This window comes from Streptomyces sp. NPDC001851 (assembly GCF_040297165.1).
Taxonomy (GTDB): domain Bacteria; phylum Actinomycetota; class Actinomycetes; order Streptomycetales; family Streptomycetaceae; genus Streptomyces.
This window is the reverse complement of record NZ_JBEOYR010000039.1, coordinates 1-16,580: the sequence shown is the minus strand read 5'-3', so window position 1 is coordinate 16,580 and position 16,580 is coordinate 1. Positions and strand designations below refer to the sequence as shown.

The window sequence follows — 16,580 nt, the reverse complement described above, 5'->3', positions numbered from 1 at the left end:
GACATGCACGCCATGCAGTACGAGTTCACCCTGCCCGCGGACTACGACATGGGCGTCATCCGCTCCCGCGTCGCCCGTGTCGGCCCGTTGCTGGACGACTGGGACGGCCTCGGCATCAAGACGTACGTGCTGCGCGAGCGCGGGGTGCACGGCTCGCCGGTGAACCAGTACGGGCCGTTCTACCTCTGGAACACGATGGAGGGCATGAACAGCTTCCTGTGGGGAGGCGCCTTCCAGGGGCCCGTCGACGACTTCGGGCGGCCCGCGATACGGCAGTGGACCGGCCTGGCGTTCGAGGAGGGCTCCGCCACCGGTTCCGCGCCCTCGTTCGCCGTGCGCCGACGCCAACCGGTGCCGGAGGGCGTGGAGCTGGCGGCCTTCATGGCGGACGCGGCGGCCGAGACCGGGCGGCTCGCGGCGGAGGACGGCGCGGTGCTGGCGGCGGCCGCCGTCGACACGCGGGCCTGGGAGCTGGTGCACTTCTCGCTCTGGGAGCACGACACGCCCAAGGCCGAAGGCGACCTCTTCCAGGTGCTGCACCTGTCCGCACCCGGCCGGGACCGGCTCCCGCGCGGGCGGCAGTGGTGAACCGGGTCCGCACGGTCCTCGGCGACATCCCGCCCGAGGAGCTGGGTGTGTGCGACGCGCACGACCATCTCTTCCTGCGCAGCCCGCAGCTGCCCGGACAGGAGCTGGACGACGTGGCGGCGGCGCGGGCCGAGCTGGCCGCGTTCCGGGCGGCGGGCGGAGCGGCCGTCGTCCAGTGGACGCCGTACGGGATGGGACGGCGGACGGCGGAGCTGCCGGAGCTGTCCCGGGCCACCGGTGTGCGCCTGGTGTGCGCCACGGGGCTGCACCAGGCCGCGCACTACGACCCCGAGTTGCTCGGCGGGCTGCGCGGTACCGGCCTCGCCGAGCTGTTCGTGTCCGAGCTGACCGACGGCATCGGTACGACGGGGGTGCGCGCCGGTCTGATCAAGGTGGCGGGCGGCTTCCACGCGCTCGACGCGCACGCCCGCTGGACCATGACGGCGGCGGCCGAGGCGCACCGGGCCACCGGCGCGCCCATCGCCGTGCACCTGGAGCTGGGCACCGGTGCGCTGGACGTGCTCGACCTGCTGTGCGGCGAGTTGGGCGTGCCCGGTGACCGGGTGATCCTCGGCCATCTGAACCGCTCCCCCGACCCGGTGGTGCAGCGCCAGGCCGCCGCGTCGGGCTGCTGGCTGGCCTTCGACGGGCCCTCCCGCGCCCATCACGCCACCGACTGGCGGATGCCGGAGGCGGTACGGGCCCTGGCGGAGGCCGGCTTCGCCGACCGGCTGCTGCTCGGCGGCGACACCGTGGTGGCCGGCGGCCGTTCGGTCGACGGCGGGCCGGGCATGCCGTATCTGCTGCGCAGGGCCCGGCCGAGGCTTGAGGTGGAGTTGGGTGCGGAGCTGGTGGAGCGGATGCTCACCGAGCATCCTGGGCGGGCGTTCGCGGTCGACTGGCCGTGAGGGTCCCCGCCTGGGCGCCTGCGTCGTTCTGCCGTCCGGCGGCTGCGGGTCGTCCGTGGCGTGTCGCGCCCGCGCGGCGGAGCCGCGATGTCACCTACAGTCCCGCGCCCCTTCGGGGCGCGCCTCTCCCGGCCTGAGCGGTCACCGCAGCGCTCCCAAGGGGTCGTCGAGCACCGGCTGCCAGGCCAGTTCGGCCGCGCCGACGAGGCTGTTGTGGTCGAGCGTGCAGGGCAGGATCGGTACGCCGCCGCTCTGGCCCCACAGGCTGCGGTCGGCGACGACCGCGCGCAGCCGGCCGGGGTCGGCGTCCAGGAGGGTGCGGTGGAGGCCGCCGAGGATGATGCGGTCGGGGTTGAGGATGTTCACCAGGCCGGCCAGGCCCAGGCCCAGCCGGTCGATCAGGGCCTCGGCGGCCCTGCGGACGGCCGGATCGGCGTACTGGGTGCGCAGCAGGTCGTCGGCCTGCTGGAGCAGGGACACCTCGGGGCCCGGCTCACGGCCGGCCTCGACGAGCAGGGCCAGCGGGTCGGCCTCGACGTCCAGACAGCCGCGGCTGCCGCAGTGGCAGGGCCTGCCCTCCGGGTTGACGGTGAGGTGACCGACCTCCAGGGCCAGGCCCGAACTGCCGGTGTGCAGGCGGCCGTCCAGCACCAGCGCGCCGCCCACGCCCCGGTGGCCGGTGGCCACGCACAGCAGGTCCCGGGCGCCCCGCCCGGCGCCGTGCCGGTGTTCGGCGAGCGCGGCGAGGTTGACGTCGTTGCCCGCGAAGGCCGGGCCGGTGATGCCCGCGTCGCGGACGCACTCCGCGAAGGTCCGCCGGACCGGGGCTCCGACGGGCCAGGCCAGGTGCAGGGGGTTGAGGGCGAGGCCGTCCGGTTCGGCCACGGCGGACGGCACGGCGAGTCCGGCGCCGACGCAGCGGCGGCCGGTCGTGCGCAGCAGTTCCGCGCCGGCCTCGACGACCGAGCCGAGCACCTTCGCCGGGTCGGCGTCGACGGTCTCGCAGCCGGGCGCGGTCGCCACGATCCGGCCGCCGAGACCGACCAGCGCGGCCCGGAAGCCGTCGGCGTGGACCTGCGCGGCGAGGGCCACCGGGCCGTCCTCGGCGACCTCCAGCCGGTGCGAGGGCCGGCCCTGGGAGCCGGCCGCGGCGCCCGGCCGGGCGTCCACCCGGATCAGCCCGAGCGCCTCCAGCTCGGCGGCCACCGCCCCCGCCGTCGCCCGGGTGACGCCGAGCTCCGCGGTGAGCACGGCCCGGGTCGGTGCCCGCCCGGTGTGCACCAGCTCCAGCGCGGGTCCGAGCGCACCGCGCCCCCGGTCCAGCCGCGCCTTCGAGGTGGTCCTCTCCCCCGCTGCCCGGGGATCCGCCTTGCCGCTCATGAGGGCGAGTCTCCCATGATCCGCACCCGGGGTGGCCGGCGCCGCCCGCTACAGGCCGCTCACCCGCAGGGTGATGTTCAGCCGTCCGGCCAGGCCCAGCCCGGGCGGGGCCGTGCCGGCGTGCACGCGCGGTACCCCGTGGTAGGCGAGCCGGGAGGGACCGCCGAAGACGAACAGGTCACCGCTGCGCAGCTGCACGTCGGTGTACGGCTTCGCGCGCGTCGCGGTGTTGCCGAAGCGGAAGACGCAGCTGTCGCCGAGACTGAGGGAGACCACCGGCGCGTCCGCCTGCTCGTCGCCGTCGCGGTGCATGCCCATGCGGGCGTCGCCGTCGTAGAAGTTGATCAGTGCGATGTCGTAGGCGTACGGCTCCTGCGGGCCCAGCGCGGCGACGGCGGCGCGCCGGCCCAGCTCGCCGAGCCAGGCCGGGAACGGTTTCACGGGGGCACCGTCGCCGTCGACGACCGTGCGGGCGTAGGCGTACGGGTACCAGTGCCAGCCCAGGCAGACCTGCCGGGCGGTCATCGTGCCGCCGCCCGGGGTGCGGACGGTGCGCAGGCCGGCCGGTGGCCGTGCCCAGGCCCGGCAGGCGGCGAGCAGCTCGCGCTGTTGGCCCGCGTCCAGCCAGTCCGGGACGTGCACGGCGCCCGGCGCGACCTCCGCGCGCTCCCTGGGAAACAGCTCCGCGTCCACGCCCCCATCCTGCCGCAGCACTCCTGAGCTGCGGCTCGGCTAGCCTGGGGGCACGATGAGCGACCGTATGACGACACCGTGGGGCGAGATCGAGCTGTCCCGCTTCCCCGAGGATCCCCGCGACCGGCTGCGCGCCTGGGACGCCTCCGACGCGTACCTGTTGCGGCACCTGGCCGAGGAGGGGGTGCCGCTCACGGGCTCGGTCGTGGTGCTCGGGGACCGCTGGGGTGCGCTGGTCACGGCGCTCGCGGAGCACCGGCCGACGCAGATCACCGACTCCTTCCTGAGCCAGGAGGCGACCCGGGCGAACCTGGCGCGGGCCGGTGTGGAGCCCGGTGCCGTCCGGCTGCTGACCACTCAGGACCCGCCGCCGGAGCGGGTGGACGTGCTGCTCGTGCGGGTGCCGAAGAGCCTGGCGCTGCTGGAGGACCAGCTGCTGCGGCTGGCGCCCGCCGTGCACGCGGACACGGTGGTCGTCGGCGCCGGCATGGTGAAGGAGATCCACACCTCCACGCTCCAGCTGTTCGAGCGGATCCTCGGGCCGACCCGGACCTCACTGGCCCGGCAGAAGGCCCGGCTGATCTTCTGCAGCCCGGACCCGGCGGCGGCCCGGCCCGAGAACCCGTGGCCGTTCAGCTACGCGCTCCCGGAGGGCATCGGCGCGGTCTCCGGGCGTACGGTCGTCAACCACGCGGGCGTGTTCTGCGCCGACCGGCTCGACATCGGCACCCGGTTCTTCCTCCAGCACCTGCCGGGACCGGGTGCGGGCCGCGTGGTGGACCTCGGGTGCGGCAACGGCGTCGTCGGTACGGCGGTGGCGCTGGCGGACCCGGCGGCCGAAGTGCTGTTCGTGGACGAGTCGTTCCAGGCGGTGGCCTCGGCGGAGGCGACGTACAAGGCGAACGGGGTGCCCGGGCACGCCGAGTTCCGGGTCGGTGACGGGCTGGCCGGGGTGGCGCCGGGCAGTGTGGACCTGGTCCTGAACAACCCGCCGTTCCACTCCCACCAGGCGACGAGCGACGCGACGGCGTGGCGCATGTTCACCGGGGCACTGCGCTCGCTTCGGCCGGGCGGTGAGCTGTGGGTGATCGGGAATCGGCACCTGGGGTACCACGTGAAGCTGAGGCGGTTGTTCGGCAACTGTGAACTGGTGGCCTCCGACCCGAAGTTCGTGGTGCTGAAGGCGGTCAGGAAGGGCTGAGCACGTCGATCGTCCGCGGCGTCGTCGCGGCCTGGTCGCGCCCCGCGGCGGTAGTCGCCCATCGAACACAGCCCCGTGCCCTTGCGGGGCGCTCTAGCCGGCCAGAACCTCGATGATCCGACGCACCTCCTGGGCCATCGCCTCCCGTCCCACGCTCAAGTACTTACGGGAGTCGACCGCCTCGGGATTCGCCGCGAGGAAGTCGCGAATCGCGCCGGTCATGGCCATGTTCAGTGCCGTGCCGACGTTGACCTTGGCGATGCCGCCGGCGACCGCCGCGACCAGGCCGTCGTCCGGTACGCCGGAGGAGCCGTGCAGCACGAGCGGGACGGACAGCGCGGCGGACAGCCGTTTGAGCAGGCCGTGGTCGAGGGTGGCGGTGCGGGTGGTCATCGCGTGCACGCTGCCGATGGCGACGGCGAGCGCGTCGACGCCGGTGCAGGCCACGAAGTCGCGCGCCTGGTCGGGGTCGGTGCGGGCGCCGGGTGCGTGGGCGTCCAGCGGCGGTCTGCCGTCCTTGCCGCCGACCTGGCCCAACTCGGCCTCGATCCACAGCCCTTGGGCGTGCGCCCAGTCGGCGGCGGCGCGGGTCGCGGTGAGGTTGTCGGCGTACGGCAGCCGGGCCGCGTCGTACATCACCGAGCTGAACCCGGCGTCGGGCGCCTGGCGCAGCAGATGGTCGCTCTGTACGTGGTCCAGGTGCAGTGCCACGGGGACGGCGGCGCGTTCGGCGGCGGCGACGGCCGCACGGGCCAGCGGCAGCAGCCGCCCGTAGCGGAACTTGACGGCGTTCTCGCTGACCTGGAGGACGACGGGCGCGCCGGCCGACTCGGCGCCGGCGATGACGGCCTCGACGTGTTCCAGGGTGATGATGTTGAACGCGGCGACGGCGGATCGGTTTTCGGCGGCGGCGACGACCAGCTCGCCGGTGGACGCGAGGGGCACGTGAGGGGTCCTTCCGGGGCGCGGGGCGGGGCTCAGGGGGCGAGGATCACCGAGCGGGTGAGATGACGCGGCTGGTCGGGGTCGAGGCCGCGGGAGGCGGCGACGGCGACCGCCAGCCGCTGGACGCGGACGAGTTCGGCGAGCGGGTCCAGCCCGCCGTCGACCCACAGCCCGCCGGTGGCCCGGACCTGTTCGGCGAGCCCCTCGGGTGCGTCGCCGAGCATCCAGGTGGCGGTGCCCTCGGTGGTGATGCTGATCGGGCCGTGCCGGTACTCCATCGCCGGATAGGTCTCGGTCCAGGACAGCGAGGCCTCGCGCATCTTCAGCCCGGCCTCGTGGGCGAGCCCGACGGTCCAGCCGCGCCCGAGGAAGGTGAACTGGGTGCAGGCGACCAGTTCCTCGGGAAGAGGAGTGGCGAGGGCCGTGCGCGCGTCGGCGACGACGGAGTCGGTGTGCAGGCCGAGATGGGCGCGCAGGAGGGTGACGGCGGTGGTGGCGAACCGGGTCTGCACGACGGAGCGTTCGTCGGCGAAGTCCAGCACGACGAGGTCGTCGGCGGCGCTCGCGACCGGGGTGTCCGGATCGCCGGTGACGGCGGTGGTGCGGGTCCTGCCCCTCAACTCACCCAGCAGTTCCAGCACTTCGGTGGTGGTGCCGGAGCGGGTGAGGGCCACCACGCGGTCGTACGACCGCCCGTACGGGAACTCGGAAGCCGCGAACGCGTCGGTCTCGCCCTGGCCCGCGCCCTCCCGCAGGCCGGCCACCGCCTGCGCCATGAAGTACGAGGTCCCGCACCCCACGATCGCGATCCGCTCCCCCGGCCCCGGCAGCGCGTCCCGGTACCGCCCCGCCTCCTGGGCAGCCCGTGCCCAGCACTCGGGCTGGCTGTTCAGCTCGTTCTCGACATGCGTCATGCCCATACCCTCCCCGCCGCTGATTGTTCTTGCAAGATATAGCGAGCTTTCGAGCACGATCAAGCATTCCGCGCCGAGTGAGGTGCGCTAAGGTCACCGGGAACACGTCAGAACGGAGGCTGCGGATGTCCCGGGACGCCCGCTGGAAGGCGCTGCTGGACCTGCTCGTCGAACGCGGCCGGCTGGAGGTCGAGGAGGCGGCGGCCGAGCTGGAGGTGTCGGCGGCGACGATCCGCCGGGACTTCGACCAGCTCGCCGAGCAGCAGATGCTGGTGCGCACCCGGGGCGGAGCGGTGGTGCACGGGGTGTCGTACGAACTCCCGCTCCGTTACAAGACGGCCCGCCGCGCCCCGGAGAAGCAGCGCATCGCCAAGGCCGTGGCCGATCTGCTGGCGCCGGGCGAGGCGGTGGGCCTGACCGGCGGCACGACCACCACGGAGGTGGCCCGCGCCCTGGCCGTACGCGGCGATCTGTCCAGCGCCTCGCCCGCGCTGACCATCGTGACCAACGCGCTCAACATCGCCAACGAGCTTGCCGTACGGCCCCAGTTCAAGATCGTGGTGACGGGCGGGGTGGCGCGCCCGCAGTCGTACGAACTCATCGGTCCGCTCGCCGACGGGGTGCTCGGGCAGATCACGCTCGACGTGGCGGTGCTCGGTGTCGTCGCCTTCGACGTCACGCACGGCGCGGCGGCCCATGACGAGGCGGAGGCCGCGATCAACCGGCTGCTGTGCGAGCGCGCCGAGCGAGTGGTGGTCGCCGCGGACTCCAGCAAGCTGGGCCAGCGGGCGTTCGCCCGGATCTGCGGGACGGAACTGGTGCACACGCTCGTGACGGACACGGCGGTGGAGCAGGAGACGGTGCGGCGCTTCGAGGAAGCGGGCGTCCGGGTCCTGGCGGTGTGAGGGCCGGCGACCTCAGAAGGCGCCGAGGTCGGCCTTCACGAATCCCGCGCCCCGCTGGTCGTTGCAGCCGAACAGCGGCCGGTCGGCCGGGTCGGGCCAGGCCTGCTGGGCCTGGAGCGCCACGCTCACCAGGGTCAGCAGCAGGTCGACGTCGCTCGCGGCGTCGAGGCGCAGGGTCACCCACTGCGAGCCGGGCACGATCCTGATCGCCCCCGCCCCCCTGAAGTCCTTGGCGAACCGGCGAACGGCCCGGTCGGTCAGCCGCAGATCGACATCGCGGTCCGAGTGGAAGTGGGCGATCTCGCCCTGGGCCGAACTCATCGCCTGTCCCAGGCCGCAGCTCGGGACCGCCTGCCTCAGGTCGGGCCAGGTCGCCAGTTGCGCGAGCGCGCGCGAGGCCAACGTCATGGGGCCATCATGGACCGCTCATCCGCCGGCAACCAGCTCGTGAGCAAGCATTAACCGACCTGTATCCGGCGGCGCGTCGGGCGCGGAGACCGCGAGAGTACAGCGAACGGGCCATGCGGGTACGCCGTGTTGACGCCGCCGTCGTCATGGGACGGCGCAGGCAGGCGCAGCTCAAGGCCACATCGGCCCGCTCCGGACCGGGGGGAACCGAGTAGCGCGGCGCTGCGCGCGGGCCGCCCGCACCCCCTTGCCTCATCCGCACGCACCCGCCTAACCTGATTTTGTGCCGCTACTAAACAAAACCCGTTCGCACAGTGTGGTGCCGGGTGACAGTCATGACCTCGTCCGCCTGCGCGTGGCCCTCACCGCGTTCTTCGCCCTCGACGGCTTCATCTTCGCGGGCTGGGTCGTCCGCATCCCCGCCATCAAGCAGCAGACGAACGCCTCCGCCGGCGACCTGGGGCTGGCCCTGCTCGGTGTCTCCGCCGGTGCCGTCGTCACCATGACCCTCATCGGGCGGCTCTGCCGCCGCTACGGCAGCCATCCGGTCACCGTGGTCTGCGCGGTCCTGCTCTCCCTCAGCGTCAGCCTCCCGCCACTGACCCACTCGGCGCCCGCCCTGGGCGCCGTACTCCTCCTCTTCGGTGCCGCCTACGGCGGCATCAACGTCGCCTTCAACAGCGCCGCCGTCGACCTGGTGGCCGCGCTGCGGCGGCCGGTCATGCCCACGTTCCACGCCGCGTTCAGCCTGGGCGGCATGATCGGCGCCGGTCTCGGCGGACTGGTCGCCGGCGCGCTCTCCCCGACCCGGCATCTGCTCGGCCTCACTCTGATCGGGCTGCTCGTCACGGCCGTCGCCGGACGCACCCTGCTGCGGCAGGAGCCGCCGGCACCGGCGGACCGGCTTGCCTCACCGGGGGCGACACCGGACCGTGCCGCGCCGCGGCGCACCGGTGGCCGGGGGCTGGTCGTCGTCTTCGGTCTGGTCGCGCTGTGCACCGCCTACGGCGAGGGCGCCATGGCCGACTGGGGCGCGCTCCACCTCCAGCAGGACCTCGCGGCGTCGTCCGGCGCGGCGGCGGCCGGGTACGCGTGTTTCGCGCTGGCGATGACCGCGGGCCGGGCGACCGGCACGGCCTTGCTGGAGCGTCTCGGCCGCGCCCGTACGGTGATCGCCGGCGGCACCGTCGCGGCGGTGGGCATGCTGCTCGGCTCGCTCGCACCCTCCGTGTGGGCGGCGCTGGTCGGCTTCGCCGTCACCGGACTGGGCCTCGCCAACCTCTTCCCGGTCGCCGTCGAACGGGCCGGCGCGCTGACCGGTCCGTCCGGCGTGGCCGTCGCCTCGACACTGGGCTACAGCGGCATGCTCCTCGGACCGCCCGCGATCGGGTTCATGGCCGACTGGTTCTCCCTCCCGACCGCTCTCACCAGCGTCGCGGCACTGGCCGCCGTCGCCGCGGTCATCGGGGTGTCCACGCGGCGGGCGATGGCCGGCTGACGCGGAAGTCGGGCGGCTGCGCGGAAGCCCGAAGCGCGGGTTGCTCCGGAGCCGGAGAGGCGGACGGCTGCCACGAAACCGGAAGGGCGGACCGATGACGCGCGAGCGGAAGGGCGGGCGGCGGCGTGCACTCGGGAGCCGGCGGTCCTTCGACCGCGCCGCGACAGCGCGGGGCCTCCGGATGGCGGCGCGCGCCGGCGCGAGGGTCGTGCGCGCCGCACCCGGCGCGCCGTACGACCAGCCGTCAGCTCACGCCGAAAAGGCCGGCCCTCAAGCGCACTCCGTCCGGCACAATCACCCCCATGAACACTGCCGACTTCCTGCAGACCCTGGACCGGGAGGGCCGGCTGCTCGCGGCGGCCGCCGCCGCGGCGGGGACCGACGCCAAGGTGCCGGCCTGTCCGGAGTGGCAGGTGCGCGACCTGCTGCGGCACACCGGCGCGGTGCACCGCTGGGCCGCGGCCTTCGTCGCCGACGGACACCCGGAGCCGCGGCCACTCGGTGACGCACCGGACCTCGACGGCGCCGAACTGGTGGACTGGTACCGGGAGAGTCACCGCCTGCTCGTCGGCACCCTCGCCGCCGCGCCCGCGGACGTGCGGTGCTGGACCTTCCATCCGGCACCCAACCCCTCACCGCTGGCGTTCTGGACCCGCCGGCAGGCACACGAGACGACCATCCACCGCCACGACGCCGAGGCGGCGCGCGGCGGTACGGCGTCCCCGATCGCGCCGGACTTCGCGGTGGACGGCATCGACGAGTTGCTGCGCGGTTTCCACGCCCGGCCCAGAAGCCGCGTGCGCACGCCGGAGCCACGCCTGCTGCGGGTGCGGGCACTGGGCGCGGGGACGGATGCGGTGTGGACCGTACGGCTCACGGACGAGCCGCCGGTGACCGTGCGGGAGGAGACCGGGGCGGCGGAGGCCGAACTGTCCGGCCCCGCCGACGAGTTGTACCTGGCCCTGTGGAACCGGGGGCCCGTCCCGACCGTCTCCGGTGATCAGTCGCTCGCCACGCTGTGGCGGGAGAAGGGCGGGATCTGACGCCTGATCAGTCGGCGTCGCCCAGCATCCGGGCCAGCACCCCGCGTTGCACCGGCCGTACCTCGCCGTGCAGCGCGCGCCCCTTCGCCGTGAGCGCCACGCGCACCCCGCGCCGGTCCTCGGCGCACATGGCGCGCTCCACCAGGCCGTCCTTCTCCAGACGGCCGATCAGCCGGGACAGTGCGCTCTGGCTGAGATGGACGCGCTCGGAGATCTCCTGCACGCGATAGACGCAGCCGCCGTCCGCCCCGCCCTCGGCCAGCAGGTCGAGAACCTCGAAGTCGCTGGCGCACAGGCCGTGTCCGCCGAGCGCCCGGTCCAGCTCGCACTGGGTGTGCGCGTGCAGCGCGAGGATGTCCCGCCACTGCTCCACGAGCGCCTGCTCGGCCCTGTTCGACGCCATGGGCGCACCGTAGCAGAGAAACAAGATTATTGCACCGGCATTAAATGCGTTTGCATTCAATGTATGCGCATGTAGTGTCCTCGGCATGACCTCTCCGCTCACCACCCCCGCGTCCCCGTCCTCTGCGGTGCGCTGGACTCCCCGGCTGTGGGGCACCCTGCTGGTGCTCTGCGCGGCGATGTTCCTGGACGCGCTGGACGTGTCGATGGTCGGCGTCGCGCTGCCGTCCATCGGCTCCGACCTGCATCTGTCCACGTCGACGCTGCAATGGATCGTCAGCGGCTACATCCTGGGCTACGGCGGCCTGCTCCTGCTCGGCGGCCGGACCGCCGACCTGCTCGGCCGGCGGCAGGTGTTCCTCGTCGCCCTCGGCGTCTTCGCGCTGGCCTCACTGCTCGGCGGGCTGGTGGACTCCGGTCCGCTGCTCATCGCCAGCCGCTTCATCAAGGGCCTGAGCGCGGCCTTCACGGCACCGGCCGGCCTGTCGATCATCACCACCACGTTCCCGGAGGGCCCGCTGCGCAACCGCGCCCTCTCCATCTACACCACCTGCGCCGCCACCGGGTTCTCCATGGGCCTGGTGCTCTCGGGCCTGCTCACCGAGGCCAGCTGGCGCTTCACCATGCTGCTGCCCGCGCCGATCGCGCTCGTCGCGCTGCTCGCCGGCCTGCGGCTGCTGCCGCGCAGCGCCCGCGAGGAGAACCACGGCGGTTACGACATCCCCGGCGCCGTCCTCGGCACGGCGTCGATGCTGCTGCTGGTCTTCACCGTCGTCCAGGCTCCCGGAGCCGGCTGGGCCTCGGCCCGCACGCTGCTGTCCTTCCTCGCCGTGGCGCTGCTGCTGACCTCCTTCGTCCTGGTCGAGCGGCGTTCGCCGAGCCCGCTGATCCGGCTGGGCGTGCTGCGTTCGGGCAGCCAGGTCCGCGCCCAGCTCGGCGCGGTCGCGTTCTTCGGCTCGTACGTGGGCTTCCAGTTCCTGACGACGCTCTATATGCAGTCGCTGCTCGGCTGGTCGGCGCTGCACACCGCGCTCGCGTTCCTGCCGGCGGGCGCGCTGGTGGCGGTGTCCTCCACGAAGGTGGGTGCGATCGTCGACCGGTTCGGTACACCACGGCTGATCGCGGCCGGCTTCGCCTTCATGGTCCTCGGCTACGCGCTCTTCCTGCGCGTCGACCTGGACCCCGTGTACGCGGCCGTGATCCTGCCGTCCATGCTGCTGATCGGCGCGGCCTGCGCGCTGGTCTTCCCGTCGCTCAACATCCAGGCCACCAACGGCGTCGAGGACCATGAGCAGGGGATGGTCTCCGGTCTGCTCAACACCTCGGTGCAGGTGGGCGGCGCGATCTTCCTGGCGGTCGTCACGGCCGCGGTGACCGCGGGCGCTCCCGTACACGCCACCCCGCAGGCCGTCCTCGACAGCTACCGGCCCGGCTTCCTCGTCGTCACCGGCATCGCGGCGGCCGGCCTGCTGATCACCCTCACCGGTCTGCGCGGCCGTCGTACGCAGCCGTCCCTCGTGGTCGCCGGATCCGCCGTGCAGGAGGCGGAAACGGACCGCGTGCCGGTCCATGACTGAGCGCTCCGCGCGACGTGCGGAAGTCCCTGACGGGTCGTCGGCCGTCCGCCAGCCCGTCGTCGGCTGGTCGCGCGGTTCCCCGCGTGCCCATGGGGCGCGCTGCCGCCCGGCGGAGCTGGTTGCTCCGCCGGGCGGCCGTCTGTGAGGCTGGGGGAATGTACGCACACGGGGGACGCCGCAGCAATGCGCAACGGGACGCGGCGACGGTCGAGATCGGCTATGCGCTGGTGAGTGCGGCCTTCGCGGCGGCGGTGCTGTTCGGGGCCGTGGCCGGGCCCGCACTGCTCTTCGACCTGCCGCACCTGCTGTCCAAGGCCCTGCTGTGGCTCGGCGTGGCGGTGACACCCGTGGTGTTCATCGTGCGGGTGGTCAGCGTGCTGGTCCGCTTCCAGCGGGCGGTTCACCCCAACCAGCCGGGCCTGACCAACCCCGACTCGTAGGCCAGCACGACGAGCTGGGCGCGGTCCCGGGCGCCCAGCTTCACCATCGTGCGGCTGACATGGGTCTTGGCCGTCAGCGGGCTGACCACCAGGCGGCGGGCGATCTCCTCGTTGGACAGGCCGATGCCGACCAGCGCCATCACCTCCCGCTCCCGCTCGGTGAGCCGGACCAGGGCGTCCGCCGCCGCGGGCTCCTTGGAACGGGCCGCGAACTCCGCGATCAGCCGGCGGGTGACGCCGGGCGACAGCAGCGCGTCACCCTGGACCACCGCCCGTACGGCGCGCAGGAGTTCGTCCGGTTCGGTGTCCTTCACCAGGAAGCCGGAGGCGCCGGAGCGGATCGCCTCGAAGACGTACTCGTCGAGCTCGAAGGTGGTCAGCATGACCACCTTCACGTCCGCCAGCTCCGCGTCGCCGGTGATGCGCCGGGTCGCGGCGAGACCGTCCAGCAGGGGCATGCGGATGTCCATCAGAACGACGTCCGGCCGAAGTTCGCCCACCAGGCGCAGCGCCGCCTCGCCGTCGGCCGCCTCCCCGGCCACCTCGATGTCCGGCTGCGCGTCGAGCAACGCCCGGAAACCGGCCCGCACGAGCGACTGGTCATCGGCGAGCAGTACCCGGATCACTGGCCCTCCCTGGGGTGCAGCGGCAGTACGGCGAGCACCCGGAAGCCACCGCCGGGGCGTGGGCCCGCCTCGATGGTGCCACCGAGCGCGGCGGCCCGCTCCCGCATGCCGGCCAGCCCGTTGCCGCTGCCCCCGGCGTCGGCGCCCGTGGCCGGACCGTCGTCGTCGATGCACAGCCGCAGCGCGTCGCCGTCTTCGGTGAACCGCACACGCGCGTGCCGCGATCCGGAGTGCCGTACGACGTTGGTCAGGGCCTCCTGCACGATGCGGAAGGCGGCGAGGCCGGCGCCGGGCGGCAGTCGCGGCGGCTCGCCCTCGATCTCCACGGTCAGCCCGGCCGCCGCCGCCTGCTCCACCAGTTCGGGCAGCCGGTCGAGGCCGGGAGCGGGGGCACGCGGAGCGTCGCCCGGCGTTCGCAGGGTGTCCAGGACCTGGCGTACCTCGCCGAGCGCCTCCTTGCTGGCGGCCTTGATGGTGGTGAGCGCGGCCCGCGCCTGCTCGGGGTCGCTGTCGAGCAGTGCGAGCCCCATGCCGGCCTGGACGTTGATGACGGAGATGCTGTGCGCGAGGACGTCGTGCAGCTCGCGGGCGATCCGCAGCCGTTCCTCGTCCGCGCGGCGCCGGGCCGCCTGTGCCCGGTCGGCGCGTTCCCGGGCCCACTGTTCGCGCCGCACCCGGGCCAGTTCGGACAGCGCGACGACGGCCAGCACCCAGGCGCCGATACCGATCTCCTGATAGACGTTCCCGCGCTTGTCGCCCGCGGGCGGGAGCCATGGGTAGAGCCACAGGGCGACCAGGGCGTGCCCGGCCCACAGGAGGCCGACGGACGCCCAGGCGGCCCGCCGGTGCCCGGCGACGACCGCGCTGTAACAACTGACGGCGACGGTCAGGAAGACCGGCCCGTAGGTATAGCCCGCGGCCAGGTAGCCGAGGGTCACCGTCGCGGTCCCGAAGGCCACGGCCACCGGGTAGCGGTTCCGCCAGAGCAGCAGGACGGAGGCGACGACGAGCAGCACGCGCGCGTAGCCGTTCAGGGCCACGCGGTGGTGCTCGCTGTGCGCGGCGAAGTGGCTGCCGATCAGCACGAACGCGGTGAACAGCGCGGTGGACCGCCAGGGCAGGCGCGCCCGGTGCGGCTCCGTGTCGTCCGGAGCGCTCCACCAGGGTGGGCCGTGCCGCCACCACTGCCCCGGGGCGCGCTGCTCTGTCATGCGGGCCACGGTAGACGCCACCGGGCGGCGCGGACGTCAGCCGAGCGAGGTGATCACTCGTACTCCCGGGGAAGTACGGCGGCTCCGGCAGGTCAGCCCCGGTCTCCCCTGACGTACCCCCCGCCTACCGCAGCCCCACCCCCTGCGCCAGCCCCATGGCGGCGTGCCGGAAGAAGGCTTCTCGGTCCTCGACCACGTTGTTGAACTGGCCGAACAGTTCGAAGCTGACCAGCCCGAACAGCTGGGCCCAGGCCGCCGCCAGGGCCGCGACCGACTCGGGTGGCAGTTCGGGGGCGAGGTCGGCGGCCATGCGCTCGGCCTCGGGGCGCAGCCCGGCGGGGAGGGGGAGCTCGGAGAGGCCGCCGTGCTCGCGGGCGTCCCGGACGATGCCGATGAGGACCAGGCCGACGCGGGCGGCGGCCGGGACAGTGGTCTGCGGGGCGGCGTAGCCCGGCACGGGCGAGCCGTAGATCAACGCGTACTCGTGCGGGTGGGCCAGTGCCCAGCCGCGCACCGCCTCGCACACCGCCGTCCAGCGGGCCACGGGCGCGGAGTCGGCCGCGGCGTCGCGGGCCTGCTCCGCCGCCTCGCCGAGGGAGTCGTAGGCATCGATGATCAGGGCGGTCAGCAGCTCGTCACGGCTCGGGAAGTAGCGGTACAGCGCCGAGGAGACCATGCCCAGGTCCCGGGCGACGGCCCGCAGCGAGAGCTTGGCCGCGCCTTCCTTCGCGAGGTGTCTGCGCGCCTCTTCCTTGATGGCTGCCGTGACTTCCGTCCTGGCCCGTGCGCGGGCGCCCTGTGCGGTGCTCATGCCAGCAGTGTGCCACGCGCGAGAGCGGTGCACACAAACGAGAGCACTGCTCTTGCGTCGGAGCACCTGTCTGCACCACACTGAAGTCAAGCGAGAGCACCGCTCTCCCAACCGTGGGGGTCACCATGTCGACACACGTCAGAAAGCCGGGCTGGTTCACGATCAACGTCTTCAACCGGGCGGTCGCCTGGATGACCCGGCGCGGCATCAGTGTCTGGGGCTCCCGGGTCCTCGCGGTGCGCGGGCGCAAGAGCGGACAGTGGCGCACCACCCCGGTCAACCTGTTGACGGTGGACGGGCGGCAGTACCTGCTCGCGCCGCGCGGTCATGTCCAGTGGACCCACAACATGCGGGCGGCGGGCGGCGGCGAACTGCGGCTGGGCAAGAACGTGGACGTCTTCAGCGCCACCGAGGTCGCCGACGACGACAAGGTCCCGCTGCTGCGGGCCTACCTCAAGCGCTGGAAGGCCGAGGTCGGGGTCTTCTTCGACGGCGTCGGCCCCGAGTCCCCCGACGAGGACCTGCGTCGCATCGCCCCCGACCACCCGGTCTTCCACATCACGGTCACGAGCTGACCGCTCCCTCCACCGGACTGCCCCACCGGCCCGGGACCGGCACCGCCCCCCACCGGCCCGGTCCTGCGCAGGCCCCCGCCGGGCCCGGCTGCGCAAGCCCAGCCATGGACCCGGGCCTCCTCCAAGTCCCCACCCAGCCAAGTCCTGTACAAGTCACCGCCCGGCCCAGCTCTGTGCAGGCCCCCACCCGGCCCGGCCTTGCGCAAGCTCACCCACCAGCCCGACCCCCGCAAATCCGCGCCCGGAACGGTCGCGCCCGAGTCCCCCGAGCCGCCCCGGCCCCGCCACGGGTCCCCGCCCGGCCCAGTCCCGTACAACTCACCGCCCGGCCCAACCCCGCGCAACCCCACCCACCGACCCGCCCCCCCCGTTATGTTTTCCGCGGTCCTGTAAGAGGACCGCTGGCCTCCGGGCCCGGCATGACTGTTCCCCCCTGTCGAACGGATGACCCGGGG

General features: G+C 73.6%; 18 protein-coding genes. 9 read left to right on the top strand and 9 right to left on the bottom strand.

Annotated elements, in window-relative coordinates:
- The first annotated feature begins 3 nt into the window (after positions 1-3).
- Positions 4-588, top strand: coding sequence for a DUF4865 family protein (locus tag ABT171_RS37820; protein ID WP_351250956.1), 585 nt, complete (start codon positions 4-6; stop codon positions 586-588).
- Positions 585-1,496, top strand: coding sequence for a phosphotriesterase family protein (locus ABT171_RS37815; protein ID WP_351250955.1), 912 nt, complete (start codon positions 585-587; stop codon positions 1,494-1,496). Before ABT171_RS37820 ends, ABT171_RS37815 begins: the two co-directional genes overlap by 4 nt.
- A gap of 141 nt (positions 1,497-1,637) precedes the next feature.
- Here the strand turns inward: ABT171_RS37815 and ABT171_RS37810 are convergent, their stop codons facing one another.
- Together ABT171_RS37810 and ABT171_RS37805 are read right to left on the bottom strand one after the other, a co-directional pair.
- A complete protein-coding gene (locus ABT171_RS37810) occupies positions 1,638-2,876 on the bottom strand; it encodes an ROK family protein (protein WP_351250954.1) in 1,239 nt (412 codons plus the stop codon).
- A gap of 48 nt (positions 2,877-2,924) precedes the next feature.
- A complete protein-coding gene (locus tag ABT171_RS37805; RefSeq protein ID WP_351250953.1) occupies positions 2,925-3,569 on the bottom strand; it encodes an alpha-ketoglutarate-dependent dioxygenase AlkB family protein in 645 nt (214 codons plus the stop codon).
- A gap of 67 nt (positions 3,570-3,636) precedes the next feature.
- Between ABT171_RS37805 and ABT171_RS37800 the strand changes: the two genes are divergently transcribed.
- Positions 3,637-4,770 (top strand): methyltransferase, encoded by a 1,134-nt coding sequence (locus ABT171_RS37800; RefSeq protein WP_351250952.1) that lies wholly within the window; start codon positions 3,637-3,639, stop codon positions 4,768-4,770.
- A gap of 93 nt (positions 4,771-4,863) precedes the next feature.
- Here ABT171_RS37800 and ABT171_RS37795 read toward each other — a convergent pair whose 3' ends face one another.
- Together ABT171_RS37795 and ABT171_RS37790 are read right to left on the bottom strand one after the other, a co-directional pair.
- Positions 4,864-5,715 carry a class II fructose-bisphosphate aldolase gene (locus tag ABT171_RS37795; RefSeq protein WP_351250951.1) on the bottom strand — a complete coding sequence of 284 codons (852 nt, stop codon included), beginning with the start codon at positions 5,713-5,715 and terminating at the stop codon, positions 4,864-4,866.
- 32 nt (positions 5,716-5,747) lie between these two features.
- A complete protein-coding gene (locus ABT171_RS37790; RefSeq protein ID WP_351250950.1) occupies positions 5,748-6,629 on the bottom strand; it encodes an SIS domain-containing protein in 882 nt (293 codons plus the stop codon).
- A gap of 125 nt (positions 6,630-6,754) precedes the next feature.
- On the opposite strand from ABT171_RS37790, the gene ABT171_RS37785 reads away from it, so the two are divergent.
- Entirely contained in the window at positions 6,755-7,534 is a 780-nt protein-coding gene (locus tag ABT171_RS37785) for a DeoR/GlpR family DNA-binding transcription regulator (RefSeq protein ID WP_351250949.1), read from the top strand.
- A gap of 12 nt (positions 7,535-7,546) precedes the next feature.
- Here the strand turns inward: ABT171_RS37785 and ABT171_RS37780 are convergent, their stop codons facing one another.
- Complete coding sequence (locus ABT171_RS37780) at positions 7,547-7,942, bottom strand: luciferase domain-containing protein (protein WP_351250948.1); 396 nt, start codon at positions 7,940-7,942, stop codon at positions 7,547-7,549.
- Positions 7,943-8,261: 319 nt separating this feature from the next.
- On the opposite strand from ABT171_RS37780, the gene ABT171_RS37775 reads away from it, so the two are divergent.
- Both ABT171_RS37775 and ABT171_RS37770 read left to right on the top strand, forming a co-directional pair.
- Positions 8,262-9,440 carry an MFS transporter gene (locus ABT171_RS37775; RefSeq protein WP_351250947.1) on the top strand — a complete coding sequence of 393 codons (1,179 nt, stop codon included), beginning with the start codon at positions 8,262-8,264 and terminating at the stop codon, positions 9,438-9,440.
- A gap of 302 nt (positions 9,441-9,742) precedes the next feature.
- Positions 9,743-10,483 (top strand): maleylpyruvate isomerase family mycothiol-dependent enzyme, encoded by a 741-nt coding sequence (locus tag ABT171_RS37770; protein WP_351250946.1) that lies wholly within the window; start codon positions 9,743-9,745, stop codon positions 10,481-10,483.
- 7 nt (positions 10,484-10,490) lie between these two features.
- On the opposite strand, the gene ABT171_RS37765 is transcribed toward ABT171_RS37770, so the two are convergent.
- Entirely contained in the window at positions 10,491-10,886 is a 396-nt protein-coding gene (locus tag ABT171_RS37765; RefSeq protein ID WP_351250945.1) for a MarR family winged helix-turn-helix transcriptional regulator, read from the bottom strand.
- An 85-nt stretch (positions 10,887-10,971) separates the two neighbouring features.
- On the opposite strand from ABT171_RS37765, the gene ABT171_RS37760 reads away from it, so the two are divergent.
- Together ABT171_RS37760 and ABT171_RS37755 are read left to right on the top strand one after the other, a co-directional pair.
- On the top strand, positions 10,972-12,462 hold the full coding sequence (locus ABT171_RS37760) for an MFS transporter (RefSeq protein ID WP_351250944.1): 1,491 nt from the start codon (positions 10,972-10,974) through the stop codon (positions 12,460-12,462).
- A gap of 155 nt (positions 12,463-12,617) precedes the next feature.
- The gene (locus tag ABT171_RS37755; protein WP_351250943.1) at positions 12,618-12,902 is read left to right on the top strand and encodes a DUF6332 family protein; all 285 of its coding nucleotides are present in this window, start codon (positions 12,618-12,620) and stop codon (positions 12,900-12,902) included.
- Here ABT171_RS37755 and ABT171_RS37750 read toward each other — a convergent pair.
- From ABT171_RS37750 to ABT171_RS37740, 3 genes are all read right to left on the bottom strand, one after another.
- Positions 12,863-13,528: a response regulator gene (locus ABT171_RS37750; RefSeq protein WP_351250942.1), complete on the bottom strand. Its 666-nt coding sequence runs from the start codon at positions 13,526-13,528 to the stop codon at positions 12,863-12,865. The two genes, ABT171_RS37755 and ABT171_RS37750, sit on opposite strands and share 40 nt — an antisense overlap.
- On the bottom strand, positions 13,525-14,739 hold the full coding sequence (locus tag ABT171_RS37745) for a sensor histidine kinase (RefSeq protein WP_351250941.1): 1,215 nt from the start codon (positions 14,737-14,739) through the stop codon (positions 13,525-13,527). The genes ABT171_RS37750 and ABT171_RS37745 overlap by 4 nt, the downstream gene beginning before the upstream one ends.
- Positions 14,740-14,863: 124 nt before the next feature.
- Positions 14,864-15,550: a TetR/AcrR family transcriptional regulator gene (locus tag ABT171_RS37740; protein WP_351250940.1), complete on the bottom strand. Its 687-nt coding sequence runs from the start codon at positions 15,548-15,550 to the stop codon at positions 14,864-14,866.
- Positions 15,551-15,675: 125 nt separating this feature from the next.
- Between ABT171_RS37740 and ABT171_RS37735 the strand changes: the two genes are divergently transcribed.
- On the top strand, positions 15,676-16,125 hold the full coding sequence (locus ABT171_RS37735) for a nitroreductase family deazaflavin-dependent oxidoreductase (RefSeq protein WP_351250939.1): 450 nt from the start codon (positions 15,676-15,678) through the stop codon (positions 16,123-16,125).
- Positions 16,126-16,580 lie beyond the last annotated feature (455 nt).

Coding starts and splice junctions, on each gene's coding strand:
- ABT171_RS37820 (WP_351250956.1), top strand. CDS start 4: ATGCACGCCATGCAGTACGAGTTCACCCTGCCCGCGGACTACGACATG.
- ABT171_RS37810 (WP_351250954.1), bottom strand. CDS start 2,876: ATGAGCGGCAAGGCGGATCCCCGGGCAGCGGGGGAGAGGACCACCTCG.
- ABT171_RS37800 (WP_351250952.1), top strand. CDS start 3,637: ATGACGACACCGTGGGGCGAGATCGAGCTGTCCCGCTTCCCCGAGGAT.
- ABT171_RS37790 (WP_351250950.1), bottom strand. CDS start 6,629: ATGACGCATGTCGAGAACGAGCTGAACAGCCAGCCCGAGTGCTGGGCA.
- ABT171_RS37785 (WP_351250949.1), top strand. CDS start 6,755: ATGTCCCGGGACGCCCGCTGGAAGGCGCTGCTGGACCTGCTCGTCGAA.
- ABT171_RS37780 (WP_351250948.1), bottom strand. CDS start 7,942: ATGACGTTGGCCTCGCGCGCGCTCGCGCAACTGGCGACCTGGCCCGAC.
- ABT171_RS37770 (WP_351250946.1), top strand. CDS start 9,743: ATGAACACTGCCGACTTCCTGCAGACCCTGGACCGGGAGGGCCGGCTG.
- ABT171_RS37765 (WP_351250945.1), bottom strand. CDS start 10,886: ATGGCGTCGAACAGGGCCGAGCAGGCGCTCGTGGAGCAGTGGCGGGAC.
- ABT171_RS37760 (WP_351250944.1), top strand. CDS start 10,972: ATGACCTCTCCGCTCACCACCCCCGCGTCCCCGTCCTCTGCGGTGCGC.
- ABT171_RS37755 (WP_351250943.1), top strand. CDS start 12,618: ATGTACGCACACGGGGGACGCCGCAGCAATGCGCAACGGGACGCGGCG.
- ABT171_RS37745 (WP_351250941.1), bottom strand. CDS start 14,739: ATGACAGAGCAGCGCGCCCCGGGGCAGTGGTGGCGGCACGGCCCACCC.
- ABT171_RS37740 (WP_351250940.1), bottom strand. CDS start 15,550: ATGAGCACCGCACAGGGCGCCCGCGCACGGGCCAGGACGGAAGTCACG.
- ABT171_RS37735 (WP_351250939.1), top strand. CDS start 15,676: ATGTCGACACACGTCAGAAAGCCGGGCTGGTTCACGATCAACGTCTTC.